9 protein-coding genes and 2 pseudogenes are annotated in these 15,878 nt (G+C 55.7%); 5 read left to right on the top strand and 6 right to left on the bottom strand.

Annotation, left to right across the window (positions count from 1 at the left end; genetic code table 11):
- Nucleotide 1 precedes the first annotated feature (1 nt).
- From araD to AC5EFR_RS19740, 4 genes are all read left to right on the top strand, one after another.
- Nucleotides 2-1,744, top strand: coding sequence for an L-arabinonate dehydratase (gene araD, locus AC5EFR_RS19755; RefSeq protein ID WP_493577453.1), 1,743 nt, complete (start codon nt 2-4; stop codon nt 1,742-1,744).
- The gene (locus AC5EFR_RS19750; RefSeq protein WP_493577452.1) at nt 1,744-2,673 is read left to right on the top strand and encodes a Gfo/Idh/MocA family protein; all 930 of its coding nucleotides are present in this window, start codon (nt 1,744-1,746) and stop codon (nt 2,671-2,673) included. The genes araD and AC5EFR_RS19750 overlap by 1 nt, the downstream gene beginning before the upstream one ends.
- A gap of 67 nt (nt 2,674-2,740) precedes the next feature.
- Complete coding sequence (locus tag AC5EFR_RS19745; protein ID WP_493577451.1) at nt 2,741-3,658, top strand: dihydrodipicolinate synthase family protein; 918 nt, start codon at nt 2,741-2,743, stop codon at nt 3,656-3,658.
- A 13-nt stretch (nt 3,659-3,671) separates the two neighbouring features.
- Nucleotides 3,672-5,186, top strand: a complete 1,515-nt coding sequence (locus AC5EFR_RS19740; RefSeq protein WP_493577450.1) for an aldehyde dehydrogenase (NADP(+)) — start codon at nt 3,672-3,674, stop codon at nt 5,184-5,186.
- A 435-nt stretch (nt 5,187-5,621) separates the two neighbouring features.
- Here AC5EFR_RS19740 and AC5EFR_RS19735 read toward each other — a convergent pair whose 3' ends face one another.
- Nucleotides 5,622-6,731 (bottom strand): reverse transcriptase family protein, encoded by a 1,110-nt coding sequence (locus AC5EFR_RS19735; protein WP_493577449.1) that lies wholly within the window; start codon nt 6,729-6,731, stop codon nt 5,622-5,624.
- A gap of 652 nt (nt 6,732-7,383) precedes the next feature.
- Nucleotides 7,384-7,854 (bottom strand): Lrp/AsnC family transcriptional regulator, encoded by a 471-nt coding sequence (locus AC5EFR_RS19730; protein WP_493577448.1) that lies wholly within the window; start codon nt 7,852-7,854, stop codon nt 7,384-7,386.
- 123 nt (nt 7,855-7,977) lie between these two features.
- Here AC5EFR_RS19730 and AC5EFR_RS19725 point away from each other — a divergent pair, with 123 nt between their 5' ends.
- Nucleotides 7,978-9,093, top strand: a complete 1,116-nt coding sequence (locus AC5EFR_RS19725; protein WP_493577447.1) for a glycine cleavage T C-terminal barrel domain-containing protein — start codon at nt 7,978-7,980, stop codon at nt 9,091-9,093.
- A 335-nt stretch (nt 9,094-9,428) separates the two neighbouring features.
- On the opposite strand, the gene AC5EFR_RS19720 is transcribed toward AC5EFR_RS19725, so the two are convergent.
- The 4 genes and pseudogenes from AC5EFR_RS19720 to preA all read right to left on the bottom strand — a co-directional run.
- Nucleotides 9,429-9,584 (bottom strand): hypothetical protein, encoded by a 156-nt coding sequence (locus AC5EFR_RS19720; RefSeq protein ID WP_493577446.1) that lies wholly within the window; start codon nt 9,582-9,584, stop codon nt 9,429-9,431.
- Between the two features lie 218 nt (nt 9,585-9,802).
- Nucleotides 9,803-10,860 (bottom strand): annotated as a pseudogene (locus AC5EFR_RS19715) (integrase core domain-containing protein).
- A gap of 488 nt (nt 10,861-11,348) precedes the next feature.
- On the bottom strand, nt 11,349-14,444 hold the full coding sequence (locus tag AC5EFR_RS19710) for a calcium-binding protein (RefSeq protein WP_493577445.1): 3,096 nt from the start codon (nt 14,442-14,444) through the stop codon (nt 11,349-11,351).
- Nucleotides 14,445-14,988: 544 nt separating this feature from the next.
- Nucleotides 14,989-15,878: pseudogene (preA, locus tag AC5EFR_RS19705) on the bottom strand (NAD-dependent dihydropyrimidine dehydrogenase subunit PreA); the annotation flags it as partial.

The raw sequence follows: 15,878 nt of genomic DNA, 5'->3' as shown, positions 1-15,878 counted from the left end.
TATGAGCTTTAAGCCCGCAAAATGGCCCCGCAAACTGCGCTCTGCCGAATGGTACGAGGGAAGCACAAAAGACGTGATCTACCATCGCGGCTGGATGAAGAACCAAGGCTATCCTGACGACCTTTTCGACGGACGCCCAATTATCGGCATTCTGAACACTTGGTCCGACATGACCCCTTGCAACGGTCATCTGCGTGAACTGGCGGAAAAGGTGAAGGCGGGAATTTGGGAAGCCGGAGGCTTTCCAATGGAGGTCCCAGTCTTTTCCGCCTCTGAGAACACCTTTCGCCCCACGGCGATGATGTTCCGCAACCTTGCTGCTCTGTCAATCGAAGAGCAAATCCGCGGACAACCTATGGATGGCTGTGTGTTGATGGTGGGCTGTGACAAGACCACTCCGTCGTTGCTTATGGCCGCGGCCTCTTGTGACTTGCCCTCAATTGTCGTGACCGGCGGACCAATGCTCAATGGTTGGTTTCAAGGTGAACGGGTCGGAGCGGGCACGCATTTGTGGCGCTTTTCCGAGGCCGTTAAGGCGGGCGATATGACCCAAGAGGACTTCCTCAAAGGTGAGACAGCCGTTACGCGCTCCTCCGGCACCTGCAACACCATGGGCACGGCCTCTTCAATGGCGGCCATGTCCGAAGCCTTGGGCATGGCCCTCTCGGGGAACGCGGCAATCCCGGCCGTGGACAGCCGCCGTCGGGTTATGGCGCAATTGTCCGGCCGTCGCATCGTTCAGATGGTCAAAGATGATTTGAAACCCTCGCACATCCTCACCAAAGACGCGTTTGAAAACGCGATCCGCTGCAATGGTGCCGTCGGCGGATCGACCAATACCGTTGTGCATATGTTGGCCATTGCCGGGCGTATTGGCGTGGACTTGACGCTCGACGATTGGGACCGCTGCGGGCGCGATGTCTCGACCATCGTGAACCTGCAACCCTCGGGTGACTACCTGATGGAGGAGTTCTTCTATGCCGGGGGCCTTCCTGTGGTGCTGAAGCGGCTCGCTGAGGCGGGCAAGTTGCACCAAGACGCGCTGACCGTCTCCGGGGAAACTATTTGGGACGAGGTCAAGGATGCGGAGAACTGGAACGAGGATGTGATCCGCCCCGTCGACAAACCGCTCACGGAAAAAGGTGGGATTGCGGTGCTGAAAGGCAATCTCGCCCCCAATGGCGCAATCTTGAAACCCTCTGCTGCCTCGCCACATCTGATGCAGCATCGCGGTCGCGCGGTCGTGTTTGAAGACATCGACGACTACAAAGCCCAGATCAATGATGACAGGCTCGATATCGACGAAACCTGCATCATGGTGCTGAAAAACTGTGGTCCCAAGGGCTATCCCGGCATGGCCGAGGTTGGAAATATGGGCCTACCTCCAAAGGTGCTAAAGAAGGGGATCACGGACATGATCCGCATTTCGGACGCGCGCATGTCCGGCACGGCGTATGGAACTGTGATCCTGCACACCTCGCCCGAGGCGGCCGCAGGAGGACCGCTGGCGGTCGTTCAAACCGGTGACATGATCGAGGTCGACGTAGAGGGCCGACGCCTGCACCTGGACATTTCGGAAACGGAGCTGGCGGAACGGCTTTCACACTGGCAACCGCGCCACGATATCGCCGAGTCGGGCTATGCCTGGCTGCATCAAACCCATGTCGAAGGGGCCGACACGGGGGCCGATCTTGGTTTTCTCAAGGGCTGCCGTGGGGCCCCTGTCGGAAAGGACTCGCATTGATGAAAATCGCACTCATGGGCATCGGTAAGATTGCTCTGGATCAGCATGTTCCGGCGATTAACAACTCGCCAGTATGGGACCTTGCGGCGACGGTGTCGCGCCGAGGCACCGTAGACGGCATTCCTGCCTACACTGATCTGGACGACATGTTGGACGCGCACAAGGACGTGCGGGTTGTCTCCCTGTGTTTGCCGCCTGCGCCACGATATGTAGCAGCACAGACGGCCATCCGCGCAGGGCGCCATGTCATGTTGGAAAAGCCGCCCGGTGCAACGCTGTCGGAATGCCATGCCCTAGAAGCTTTGGCGCGCGAACACCGCGTGTCCATCTTTGCGACATGGCATTCGCGTGAGGCGGCAGGTGTGGCAGGTGCCAAGGCATGGCTGGCTGACAAGACGCTACGCAACATGACAATCACCTGGAAAGAAGACGTGCGGCGCTGGCATCCTGGTCAGGACTGGATTTGGCAACCAGGAGGCTTAGGCGTGTTTGATCCTGGTATCAATGCGCTGTCGATTGTGACGGAGATCCTTCCCGACCCAATTCACGTTGAACACGCGCTCTTGGAAACCCCCGAGAACTGCCAAACGCCCATTGCCGCTGCAATCCGCTTTGCCCATCCCAAAGCGGCCAAGATCGACGCCGCGTTCGATTTCCGCCAGACAGGCGATCAAATCTGGAAGATCGAAGCCGAGACGGATCAAGGAACACTAGTTTTGTCAGACGGTGGCGCAAAGTTGACCATCAATGGCGACAGCATTTCTGACCCTGATGGACTAAGCCTAATGGGCGAATACCCACGCTTGTATGCCCGCATGTTAGACTTGGTCGTCCAAGGTAAAATCGACATGGATCTGGCGCCGATGCGCCACGTAGCGGATGCCTTTACACTCGGGCGTCGCGTCTTGGTCGACCCATTCATCGAATAGCGCAGCCATGCAACCGCAAGACGGTTGACAAGGTGCGCGATCACAAAAGCTCACAAGGAGACCCCTGATGAAGACCCCTTTAACAGGTATTTTGCCCGTTGCCCCCACCCCCTTTCTCGACGATGGCAGCGTGGATGAAAATGGGATGCGCCGCGTTCTCGATTGCCTGATCGACCAGGGCGTCGATGCGATCTGCATTCTGGCGAATTATTCCGAACAATTCGTTTTGTCCGACGACGAACGGTCGACTTTGACGCGCATTAGCCTGGAACATGTCGCAGGTCGCGTTCCCGTCATCGTCACCACCAGCCACTTTTCGACCCAGATTGCCGTGAAACGCGCCGTTGACGCACAAGCAATGGGCGCGTCGATGATCATGATGATGCCTCCCTATCATGGGGTCGGGCTGGTTCCCGGCGAGACAGGACTTTTTGAGCATTTTCAGGCCGTATCCGACGCGATCAACATCCCGATTATGGTGCAAGACGCCCCTCTCTCTGGCGTTGTGTTAAGCGTGCCGTCACTGGTCAAGATGGCGCAGGAGATCGAAAACGTCAGCTATTTCAAAATGGAAACGCCCTTTGCTGCGGACAAACTCGCCGCATTGATCGAAGCAGGCGGCGCTGACATTATCGGGCCCTTTGACGGCGAAGAGGCCGTGACCCTTTTGGCAGATTTGGACGCCGGGGCAACCGGCACTATGACCTCTGCGCTGCAACCGGAACAGATCCGACCGATTGTCACCCGCTATCTAGCCGGTGATCTGGACGGTGCCATGGCACAATGGAAACACTGCCTGCCGCTGATCAATCACGAAAACCGCCAATGCGGTCTGCGCGCGGCCAAAACTGTGATGATGGCCGGCGGTGTGATCAAATCGGACCACGTACGCCATCCGCTCAACCCCATGACCGAAAGAACCAAAACCCGATTGCTGCAACTGGCCGGTGAGCTTGACCTCATTGCCATGAGCTGGGGCAAATAAGGAAATCGTACCTATGACCTTTAAACCACATGGGAAGCACTTGATTGCCGGAGAATGGGTGGCAAGCGATACTCGCTTCGCCTCCGCACCAGCGCAGGGCGACAGCCACATGTTTAGCGTTGCGACAGCGACGGACGTGGATCGCGCCTGCATCGCTGCAGAAGAGGCGTTCTGGTCCTTTGGCGCGTCCTCCCGGACGGACCGCGCTGCGTTTCTCCACGCGATTGCAGATGAAATCGAAGCCCGTGGCGAGAGCATCACAGCCATCGGCACACAAGAAACGGGCCTCCCCGAAGCCCGACTTCAAGGGGAACGCGGCCGGACGACCGGCCAATTGCGCCTGTTCGCCGATCACATTCTGAAAGACGACTATTTGGATCGACGGCATGATCCAGCTCTGCCAAATCGCGCCCCACTGCCGCGGCCGGATTTACAGATGGTGCAGCGCCCTATTGGCCCGGTTGCAGTCTTTGGTGCCTCGAACTTCCCGCTGGCCTTTTCGACGGCCGGAGGGGACACCGCGTCGGCATTGGCGGCGGGCTGTCCTGTGGTGGTCAAAGGGCATCCGGCCCACCCAGGCACCGGTGAGATCATCGCCGAAGCCATCCACGCGGCCATCAATAAATGCGGTGTTGCCCCCGGAACCTTTAGTCTTTTGCAGGGTGACACCCGCGAGATGGGGCAAGCCCTAGTCCAGCATCCGTTGATCACTGCGGTTGGCTTTACCGGCTCACTTGGTGGCGGTCGTGCTCTCTTTGATCTCTGCGCCGCCCGGCCAACACCGATCCCGTTCTTCGGGGAATTGGGCAGCGTCAATCCAATGTTCCTCCTCCCTGAAGCGCTGGAGACACGCGCGCAAGAGCTTGCCTCGGGCTGGGCGGGGTCGCTGACAATGGGCGCGGGCCAGTTTTGCACGAACCCCGGTGTGGTGGTGGTGATTGACGGCTCGGGTGCCACCGCTTTCATCGACGCGGCAAAGACCGCACTAGATGCGGTCGGGGCCCAAACCATGCTCACGGATGGGATCGCCGCAGCCTACCGTGCAGGTCGGGATACTTTGGCCGCCTCCTCTGGCGTCGACGTTCTGTTGAACACTTCCGATCAGGACCGCAGCGCGTTGCCCAACCTCTTTGTGACCACCGGAGCCGAATGGCTGTCCAATCCCAAACTGTCTGACGAGGTCTTTGGACCGCTGGGCATGGTCGTTCGCGTCGCTGATGAGGCCGAAATGCTCAAAGTCGCGCGGGGTCTTGAGGGGCAATTGACCTGCACCCTACACATGGACGACGGCGACACAGGTCTGGCGCAAACCCTGATGCCCGTGCTCGAACGCAAGGCCGGACGGATCATGACCAATGGCTTCCCGACCGGTGTCGAGGTCTGTGACGCCATGGTTCACGGTGGCCCCTATCCGGCCTCAACCAATTTTGGGGCGACCTCCGTCGGCACCCTTGCGATCCGCCGCTTCTTAAGGCCCGTGTGCTATCAGAATATTCCCGATAGCCTGCGACCGGCCGATTTGGGGTGAGACTTGTCTGACGCGGCGGAAAACGTCGCTTGACCTCTCATTGGGCATGCGGCGTGTCACCGTCGCGTGCCCTTTGTTTTTTGGCCCGAACACCAGATTGGTGTCTAAAACACGATGACACCATCACTTCGGCCCTCTGCTCTTGCAGCAAAGACCCGGACCGTCCTTGGGTGGTTTTGACCCACACCGAGAGCGCCGTTTTATCAAGGCATCAACATGCCGGAAAACGGATTTTTAGGCCCGCAAAGATCCGCGATAGACCGACAGCTTCCAAAGCAACCGCCGCCTCGTTTGGCGGCCTTAGCGACATGGTATCGAGATTTCCTCGCTGTGATCAATGAGGTCTCACAAGGCCCATGGCGGCCACTTTTCGCATGAAACCCTGCGGCTCAACAGCGTCCCTATCCCGGTCATTTGCGTTGTCGACACGCCCCCTCATCGCGTTTTCGAATAGGCTTTGTCCAAAAGCCTCCGAAGCTTTTGCCCCCGTCGTGGATTGACAGTTTCAACCCAGTCAATCTTGCCGATCAGAGACGCCCTGAAAACAGGATCCAAAAGGCGTGTGTCATCTGCCATTGCGCAGGCGTGAATAACCGCCTTTAGCGTATCGAAGGTTTTGCGATCGACGTTCAGATGCGCATTCACAACCACACCTGTTACCATCTGCCGAGACGTGCGTGACATCACGCGGGTTTTGCTCCGGTTGAGTGCAAACCCCGCGTCGCGAACTATGCGAGGAACACATCCTAACAACGGTCCGACAATCCGGTGATCTCCTGAAAAGCTCAGATCGTCCGCGTAACGGCTGTAGCTTGCATCAAGGCCGCTGGCCAGCGCGGACAACCGATTGTCCAGTGCAAAGGAGACATGGTTTGCGAGGGCCGGTGAAATGGGCGATCCCTGTGGCAAATGCGGATTTCGATACACTGATCTGTCCGCAACACCGAGGCGTTCCAAAATACGCGGCGGCGTTGATGTTGTACACAATGCCGTCAAATATCCAGCAACGGCATGAGGGTAGCCAAGGCACCTAAACAATCCAAAAATCCGCCCCGATCCAATCGAAGGAAAGAAATCTTTGAGGTCAAAGCAAAGAACGACATCTTCACCAGCATGTTTGTTGGCGGCCTGAAGACAAGTTCGCCCCCTGACAAAACCAAATGCGTTTTTGTGGGCCGGTAGTTTGTCGACGATGCCTCGAAGTATCTGATGTTGAATAGTTTTCAAAGTGACCTTGGGGGCCTCGATCACCCGGACACCACCGGCTTTCTTGGGCTTTAAAACATAGTGGTAGTGATTGACGGCCATATCGCCGTGCTCTTCAAAACGGTTATGTCTATCGGCGAAATAGTCAAGACGATCCGTCGACAACATCAGCCAATCGGCCAGGCTTTCTAGCGTCGGCAATTGCGGCACATCCAAATCATTGAATGCCGAAATAGGAGCCATAACAGGCGCGCGTAGATCAGGGGATGGCCAGATATTGCGTTTCTGGCAAAACCGATAGGCCCGTTCGAAATTGTAGATATTCGAGAGAACAGGCATGACGGCTTTTACCGGCGGAGCGTATTGAGACGGAAAATACAAAAGTAGTTCATCGGCGATTTCAGGCAAAAGCCTATGAAGAACATGGGGGAACCTCCGGCGCAATGAAGACAGCAAGACGTCTTTTGACCACGCCCCAAGTGTTAAACTTGCTGCGATATTGTGCGAAAACTGCCGCCTATTCATCGAAACCAACATACTGCAACGAACGATCTCTGCTCTTCTTGTCCTGCGCTACCCATCCTGGGTAAAACCCAGTGGCGGTAGCGCCATGTTTGCCTAGGTTTTGATCGAAGACGGGGATGCCCCGCCCCTGTCCATACATCGCTGCACAGACTATCCAGAGATCGCCGTTGCGCAGAATACTATGCGAAAACAGATCGAGTTTGCCAAGAACGCCGGCTCATTTATCTTTAGAAGGGTATTTTCGGTTCCGCGGACAGACTGCCCCCCCCCCGAGTGATCCGAAATGGACCCAGAATTCAGTCAAGAAATCGGTCAAGAACTCTGAATGACATCCTGATCATCAAACTGGACGGTGATCGGCGTGGACTAAGGCCCCATCTAGACCGACCAAAGCCGACCCGCTTGCTTGGCTCTGGGGGATGCTTTTGATCTGACCAAGAGCCTGCTTACAGACCTGCGAGGGGGTTTAAATCCGCCCGAGAAGATCAGTAGAGAACGAAGTGGTCTCTTTGTGTGTCATCACAACAAAGAAAGTCGTGTATCTTTCAACATAGGGATCATTGCTGAGAGTTTCCTCACATACGTTGTGAAAATCCTCCATATCTGCAAAGTGTCCGATTGCGATAAGGTCGATTTCCCCTGTCGTGGAATAGACTGCGTTAATCGCTGAGTTCCGTTGCAGCCTGTTGATCAAGCTCTTCAGCTGCTTGTCCCCATGGCCTTTGGTGACAATCGAAATAACGGCTTTCAAGCGCCGCTCCAGCTTTGCAGGATCGGCCAGAAAGACCGATTTTTTCAGTATGCCACGCTGCATAAGAGATTTCACGCGCCGAAGACAGGTTGAGGGGGTAGAATGCACCAGGTCTGCCAATTGGGTTTGGGTCAGTGAGGCATCCTCCTGCAAAGCTTCTACTATTCGGATGTCTATCTGGTCCATGGCGGCCTGCGCTGTGTCAAAGTGGTGAAATTCTCCACTTTATTGAAGAATATGATCACACCGGTCAACGTATATCGAATAGTTTACCTTTCACATGTGGCAACTGTTGGTCAGGAGACAAATATGAGCTTTGCGATTGGGATCGGTTCGAACATCCGCAAATCCCCCTATTACGAGGCGACGTTGGCCGACGGTGTCGCCTGCTTTTCCGTCTATAATCACATGTATATTCCGGCGCATTTTGGCGATCCGGAAGCAGAGTACAATCGGTTGATCCAAGGGGTCGCCATGTGGGATGTGGCGGCACAGCGCCAGGTGGAAATCGCCGGCTCCGATGCGCTGGCTTTGCTCGACTATCTCACCCCGCGTGACCTCACCACAACTCAAGTTGGACAGGGGCGATACGTGCCGCTCTGCGATCATGCCGGGCATCTCATCAATGATCCGGTTCTCTTGAAACTGTCAGAGACACGGTTCTGGCTGTCGATAGCCGACAGCGACATCGAACTTTGGGCCAAGGCCATTGCCGCCGAGCGGGGCCTGTCGGTGAACGTCTTTGAACCAGACGTGTCACCGATGGCGGTTCAGGGGCCCAAGGCCGAAGATCTCATTGCGGACTTGTTCGGCGACTGGGTTCGGGACATTCGCTACTTTTGGTTCCGTGAGACCGAGTTGCAGGGCATTCCTGTTGTGTTGGCCAGATCAGGCTGGTCCAAACAGGGCGGGTTTGAACTGTATCTAACAGATGCCAGCAAAGGCGGCGCGTTGTGGGACAAGGTCAAACAAGCGGGTGCCAAATTTGGTATCGGCCCCGGAGCGCCCAACGATATTGAACGGATCGAAAGCGGGCTGCTGTCCTATGGGGCTGATGCGCGCCACCTCGGCTATCCGGCCAATCCGTTCGAGCTTGGGCTTGGCAAACTTGTCGATCTGAACAGTGGCAAGGATTTCATTGGGCGCGAGGCGCTTTTGCAGGTCAAGAAAGATGGGCCAGCACGGCAATTTACAGGTTTCGACATTTCCGGCACCCCCATCACCGCCAGTCAACATCCCACGCCCCTGACCTGCAACGATCGCGACGTGGGGGTGATCACCGAAATGGTGTTTTCGCCTCGCTTGAACCGAAACATCGGGTTGGGATTGCTGACTGCGCAAAGCGATGACGACTTGGGTGCCCTCCAAACACGTCATGACGGCGAAATAAGACGGGTGACAGTCACCGGCCTGCCTTTCAATTGATCGTGCCGAACGACGGACTTCGCCAACACAACAGCTTCGGAAAAGGGATTAACAGGCGTTCGTTCCCCTACCCCGGACGGATTTGGTCTACGGACGAAGTGACAGCTATGCCTAAAGCGGTATCGCGGTTCAGAGCGGCAATGCGGATGTGAATGTCTGCACCCTGCCATTCAAAGCCACAGACCATTAGCGACTGTCCAAACAGGTTACTACACGGCATCCGTGTCCCGTCAGTGGTCTTGTTGGACACCACAAGGCGGGCAACGTGTCTTGGGCACTGATCTCCGATCATCCGACCGCCTTGCTATGGGCAATTGCGACGTTGCTCGTCGGCATCATGGGCTTATGGTCTGGACCATGATGTACCCAACCTCAATTCCATTGCCGGTGGTGACCTCGAGGGCTCGAACCTCACGTATTGCTTCGTCGCCCCCGATATACAACTTGCGCCAATTGCGGCGTGTGGGGCCACCCTGCTTGCCGGCGTCCATGCGCCCTCCCTCTGGGATTTGATGCCGGTGCTGTTGAAAAGAGGTCTCTGTGGGATAGCATAAACTGTTGAAATCCCGCACCGTTTTAACCATCTCAGGATCACAATAAATCGACAGCAATTCTCGTTGCGTCAGCGCTGTACAATAAGAAGGCCAATACTGAATCTTGTACCTCGTAGGGTATTCCCCCCATTTAACATGGGGCCAAGCGGTAGAATTCAGGCGGCTGCTTTTCGTTTCATGGCGGGTGTGATGCCGCCGAGGCCTTTGTTTGGTCGCTGGTTGTTGTCAGTCCAGAGCCATCCCGGTGCCTGATGGGTGCTGTTCCGTCTCGATGGTGTCAAAGATGTACTGGCGAACCATTCCCCTCGCATTGTACGATTGTAGCGCTCAATGTAGACGTTCTGCTGCGGCTTGCCGGGGTGGATGTACGCGAACCGCAGGATGCGTTTCCCAGCCCCTTCCATCAGCTTGCCTCTGATATTTTCGGGGCCATTCCCGACACGTATCCCCCAAGGTTTCCCGCGTCATTCAATGATCTGGTTCAGGCTGCGCACGACACGCCCGGCAGGCAGGCAGTGAGAAGTCCGCGCCGGTGCCCCAACCCTCGCGGTTGAAGTCATCCAGCACATTTAGCGAGCTGATCGGCCATAAAAGTCATCGACCATGTCTCATTTGGCTCTTCAGGCACCGCCAAGAGTTCTGGCTTGTCCCGTTTGAGTCGCTGCTTGGGTTTTATTCGCAAATTGGGCTTCAGTTCACGGAAGACCCGTTTGTGGTTCCAGCCATAGCCATGAACGTTGCGCAGGTACAAAAAGCACAAGCCAAATCCCCTTGAACGCTTGTAGGCCGTCAGACGTTCCAACCAATCCGCAATCTCTTCGTTCTCATCACTCAAAACCGGACGCTGGCGATAGCATGTTTCGCTGATCTGAAAGGTGCGGCAGGCCAGCGCGATGTTCACCCCGTGTTGTGCGACCGCATTCATGGCCATCTCTCGTCTCCGTCCCTCTCGGGACATTACAGGGCTAATGGACGGCCTTAACGCTTTTGTCCTAAAGCTACGCTCAGCAGATCATGCTGCATGCTCATCTCAGCAAACTTCCACTTAAGCCACCGGTTCTGTTCGGCAATGTCCTTCATCGCTGTGATGAGCGAGGCATCCATGCCGCAGAAACTGGCGCGGCTCATCCCGTGTTCACGACAGAACTCAAAAATCCTCAGCCTGCTTCAGGGTCGCCATGATCTGCGCGGCGCTGTATCGTCCACTCTTCATGCTAAATCTCCTCAGATATCTTGCCGAGAAAATTCCACTTTTGAACACCACTAATTTTAGGCGGGATTACCAGGGGGCCACGACGGCTCACGACTTCCAGCTATCGCACTGGATTTATAAAGAAAATCTCTTCTGGGATTTGTGCAACAAAACCGGCGCGACGCCCAAGATATCGGTAACGACCGTTTTGACCATTGCGACGTTTTTTAAAAGGAGGGGCTCACTCTTGGCCGGGCACTCCGAATGCGTGAGGACCATTAAAACGGCTCCTCGAAAGCCGGGTGACCAACGACTGTATTGAAGGATTTTGACTGGTCAATACAATCCTCCGCCACTCAAGAGCTCGACAGCACCAGTTGGCGCTGGGAGGATCAGAATGGACGTCCTTCGATTGAGTGTCTCAGGACCGCTTACGCCTGTAGCTGGATCAAAACTCACCTTCGAACGCCCCCAAACCGTCTGAAATCAGAGCTATTCCATGAATAAAATCATAGAATTAAGTCGGCGGCCGTCAATTCAGGCCCATCTTGCACATCAATTGACAGATCAGACGCCATGTCCCCATCCAGATCGACGTAAAGGCGACCAATGGACTCATTGTAGCGCACCTCTCCCGCAGTTCCTGTGTATGCGGAGACAAAGCGAAGAGAGCCCCCCAGGCCCGTAAGGTCAATGTGATCGACGCCAACCTCAAAATCGACGATCACATCCCGCCCGGCGCCATGCGGACTTTCGGAAGCATTTGAAAAAACGAACACATCAGCGCCAACACCGCCCGAAAGAGTATCAGAACCGACCCCTCCAGACAGCCGGTCATTCTCGCCCCCCCCAAAGAGGCGATCGTTTCCAGCCCCACCAAACAGCGTGTCGTCCCCTGCGTTGCCCGCCACAAAGTCGGAGTCGGCACCGGCAGAGATCAGATCGTTGTCATTGCCGCCCCGCAATGTATCAGCCCCATCTCGCCCATACAGTGTATCATTCCCATTTCCGCCAGACACATAGTCGGCCCCGTCTTCGCCGTTCAAAAAATCTAACCCGGCGTTTCCGTATAAGGTATCGTTGTCAATGCCTGCCAGTAGGCTGTCGTTTCCTGAGCCACCGGACAGAATATCCATGCCAGCGCCTCCGAACCCAGTGTCATCGCCTTCGCCACCCAGCACAGTATCATTGCCGTTGTTTCCAACAACAACATCATTGCCATCTTGGCCTTCGACGCGATCATTGCCGTTGCCGCCGCGGGCGATGTCTGCGCCCGCTCCGCCCAAGATGCTATCATCGTCGTTCCCGCCGAAAATAAGGTCATCCGAAGCACCACCGTCTAGAACGTCCCGTCCGCTGTTCCCGGCAAGGACGTCCTGACCGCTTCCACCAAACAGCCTGTCATCGCCATCCCCCCCTCGCAGGACGTCAGACCCGGCGTTCCCGGCAAGAAGATCGTCGTCTTCCCCTCCGTTCAGGGTGTCATCATCATCGTCGCCGCGAAGGACATCATCCCCTTCCCCACCGACAAGAGAATCCGCGCCATTGCCACCTGAAATCACATCACGTCCGGCCAAACCATCAATCGTATCGGCGCCCTCTGTGCCATTCAACGTATCATCGCCACTTGTCGCGATGCCCAGCGCCGCAAGTTGGGCTGGGGTCGCCTCGCCTTCGGTGAGCAAGACCTGATAGTTAGTAGTCTCTGGCATCCCCCCCAAAGAGAGGAGAACGTAGCCAGAATAATCAGCCACAAATGTTGCGGTTGTTGTGAGCCCATCGCTTTCGCGTTCCAAAAGCATATTGTCGGCCCGATAGCTTTGGAGCTGTTCTTCAAATGTAGCTCCGTACTCATACGGCAATGGGGTTCCGACCCAACTTGTCGCCGGCCCGTAATACGGGTCCCAGCCCGTTTCCGGGGTTGCATCCGTGCGATGTACAGAGACGTAACCATCAATCGAGGCCAAGAACGTATAGGATCTGCCCTCTTCTATCAAAAAGACGTAGGAATCCCGATCTTGGTCGAAATTTGCCATTCCTGCGGTCACAACATCCGTGTCCAGCGGAGATACCAAGCCCGAATACGGACCAGCGCGATCATCCGCGATGCTTGTGGTCACGCTAATGTCCACCGGCCCGACATAATCTGTTGTTGGCAGGCGTCGGTCGATATTTGTCGTGTAGCCAACTCCCGTATCATCACGCTGGAGATCCAAAGCAACGGTTCCGGTTTCCATGGCGACAAACTGGAGAACAGAGACACCGCTTGTCCTTGAGTAGGTGCTGTCCCACATAACAACGTCCACGGTGTTACTGTAGGAAATGTCCATGGTGGGTGGTCGAAGATGCTCCTCATTCTGCCCTGAATCAACGGTGATCGTGTATAATTCACCTTCCACAACCTCAAGGTTGTAGCTTGCGATGGGCGTATCTGGCCCCGCATGGCGGGCTATTCCCGTTATTGTCTCATCAAGCGTCAAGGAAACCGGCGCGCTGTCATCTGGGACGGCCACGTCTTCGATCAGAATGGAAACGTCGTCGGTTTCCTCCCAAGAGTAGACATGAAACGCGACCAATTCATCGGCAGAAAGAACCGCGGTATAGTCCTGCGCAATGCTCGCGCCGTCCTCTGTTACGGTACTCGAGGCATAGTAGTCATTGCTGTAGCCATCGTCGGAAATCGAGACACGCGCAAAAGTTCCGGTGACAGTGACCCGATATTGGGCATCTGCTTGGCCGGAAAAGGCAAACCAACCGCCATCGGCCACGGAGCCGCGTTCCCCCAAGGTCACATTATGGGCCACGCCGAGTCCCAATTGCACCGCCGACCCGGCATCATTGCCGCCTGGTAAGCTGGCCGTGCCGAGATCAGAAAGGCTAAAGGCATAAGTGTCGCTGTAGTCTTCACTCACTGGCATTCCATAGGACGAGTTCGCCTCAGTCAATGAAACGGTCACAGTATAGGTGCCGGAATCATCCACCACAAATTCGGTGCTGCCGGTTTCGCCATACTCCCACAACACATTGCTGCCAGAGGCATCGCTGATAACAAACGCGCCATTGGGATCACTGGGATTGAGGCCAAGGCCGTCTGTGACATTGAAGTCGTAAGTGTGCCCCCCCGTCAATTCGACGGTAAAACTATCGACATCCAATCGGTTTTGAAGAACCCCGGACACGCTTTCACCAACCAAAACGCTCCCCCCTTCGCCGGGGGCATCAGCGGGCAACCCATCCATAAGGGTTTGCCGTTCGGCGTCGGACAAAGCGGTAACGTCGTAGTCACCCGTAAACCCGGTCAAAGCCACGTAATAGGAATATCCAAACCTTGCGGCAAAGTCCGGAATTGTACCGTCCGGATTAACAGAGATAATCGCAATTTGTTCAAAGTAACGCCCAGAGGAGGAATACAACTCTTGGTACAGTGCAATCTCAGCGCCGGACAAATCCGCATCGCTTTCAATACGAATGATGTTGTCGTCATACGGGTAGCTTAGGTCTTCGAGGGCAATCCAATCTATGTCAGAGTTGCTTGAAAGATCACTGGAAAGTGTCTGCCCCGGTGCAAGAGAAGACGTAGTGTTGTGGGTGCCTAATATCGTCATGCAACTCATCCGCTAAAAATCCAATCAATGGGTAGCGTGATCAACTGGAGCACACAAGCCTGTCACCCAACTGATGACCTTGTCTTATCGGTCTGATCTTCAGCTTGTGGGCAACACTTTGGTCCTATCGGTCCGTGACAGAGACAGACGCGGATGGGCTTGATGCCGATAGCAGTGCAGAGACCAAAGCCCTCTGATCGCCAACCTTGGACGACATCAACCCGCGCACAAACTCAACTGCGGTGAGTCAGAAGTTTGCAACCCATGGGCGCTGATCTTAGAGGCTGAACAAGCTTTGCTTGCCCCTTGTGATGCCCTGTGGCGCCGCTTTGAAACGTTGAACAACATCATCTCATTGCGACTGTATAAAGATGTTTGTCTTTGGCTCGGTCCACCCTTCACCTGCGCCGTATCAATCGGGTGGCAACGCCTGCGATTTTCCACTGGGCCACGCCTGTGCAAGGGCTTTTAGCACCAGGTGCGATGGGTGAACCAAGTGGTTTTGAAAAAGACGCCCGGACGAAGCCGGGCGTTAAAGGGAGAATTATTCAGCCGCTGTTGCGGACGGATTATTGGGATGGGTTGTCCAATTGGCGTAGTCGGCCTCGACCGGCTTGCCGGTGCGTTCATCCATCGCGCCGGGTTCCAACACCTCCATCGTGATGCAATTTTCCACCGGGCAGACGTTGACGCAGAGGTTGCAGGCCACGCATTCGTCGTCTTTGACGTCAAACACCCGGTCTTCGGTCATCGAAATCGCCTGATGCGAGGTGTCTTCGCAGGCGGCATAACAGCGACCACATTTGATACAGGCGTCCTGATCAATGCGCGCCTTGGTGATGTGGTTGAGGTTCAGATATTGCCAATCGGTGACGTTTGGAACCGCCATGCCAATGAAATCCGAGGTGCTGGTATAGCCCTGCTCATCCATCCATTGCGACAGTCCGGAAATCATTTCCTGAACGATCTTAAACCCATAGGTCATCGCTGCGGTACAAACCTGAACGTTGCCTGCGCCAAGCGCCATAAACTCCGCCGCATCGCGCCATGTGGTGATGCCACCAATGCCTGAAATCGGCAAACCATGCGTTTCGGGGTCGCGGGCAATCTCGGCGACCATGTTCATCGCAATCGGTTTGACCGCCGGGCCGCAATAGCCGCCATGGGTGCCTTTGCCGTCGATCATTGGCTCGGGCGACATGGCATCAAGGTTGACCGAGGTGATCGAGTTGATGGTGTTGATCAGGCTCACCGCATCTGCGCCACCCGCCTTGGCCGCGCGGGCTGGGAAACGCACATCGGTGATGTTCGGTGTGAGTTTTACGATCACAGGCTTGTCGTAGTACTTTTTGCACCACTCCGTAACCATCTGAATATATTTAGGAACCTGCCCTACGGCCGACCCCATGCCGCGTTCCGCCATACCATGCGGAC

The sequence above is a fragment of the Pelagimonas sp. genome (assembly GCF_058892305.1).
Note: the sequence above shows the minus strand (reverse complement) of the source record. Positions and strands in the feature narration are given on the sequence as shown.

What these genes read in the sequence shown, in the direction of transcription:
- araD (WP_493577453.1), top strand. Translation starts at nt 2, where the DNA reads ATGAGCTTTAAGCCCGCAAAATGGCCCCGCAAACTGCGCTCTGCCGAA.
- AC5EFR_RS19750 (WP_493577452.1), top strand. Translation starts at nt 1,744, where the DNA reads ATGAAAATCGCACTCATGGGCATCGGTAAGATTGCTCTGGATCAGCAT.
- AC5EFR_RS19745 (WP_493577451.1), top strand. Translation starts at nt 2,741, where the DNA reads ATGAAGACCCCTTTAACAGGTATTTTGCCCGTTGCCCCCACCCCCTTT.
- AC5EFR_RS19740 (WP_493577450.1), top strand. Translation starts at nt 3,672, where the DNA reads ATGACCTTTAAACCACATGGGAAGCACTTGATTGCCGGAGAATGGGTG.
- AC5EFR_RS19735 (WP_493577449.1), bottom strand. Translation starts at nt 6,731, where the DNA reads ATGCCTGTTCTCTCGAATATCTACAATTTCGAACGGGCCTATCGGTTT.
- AC5EFR_RS19730 (WP_493577448.1), bottom strand. Translation starts at nt 7,854, where the DNA reads ATGGACCAGATAGACATCCGAATAGTAGAAGCTTTGCAGGAGGATGCC.
- AC5EFR_RS19725 (WP_493577447.1), top strand. Translation starts at nt 7,978, where the DNA reads ATGAGCTTTGCGATTGGGATCGGTTCGAACATCCGCAAATCCCCCTAT.
- AC5EFR_RS19720 (WP_493577446.1), bottom strand. Translation starts at nt 9,584, where the DNA reads ATGGACGCCGGCAAGCAGGGTGGCCCCACACGCCGCAATTGGCGCAAG.
- AC5EFR_RS19710 (WP_493577445.1), bottom strand. Translation starts at nt 14,444, where the DNA reads ATGACGATATTAGGCACCCACAACACTACGTCTTCTCTTGCACCGGGG.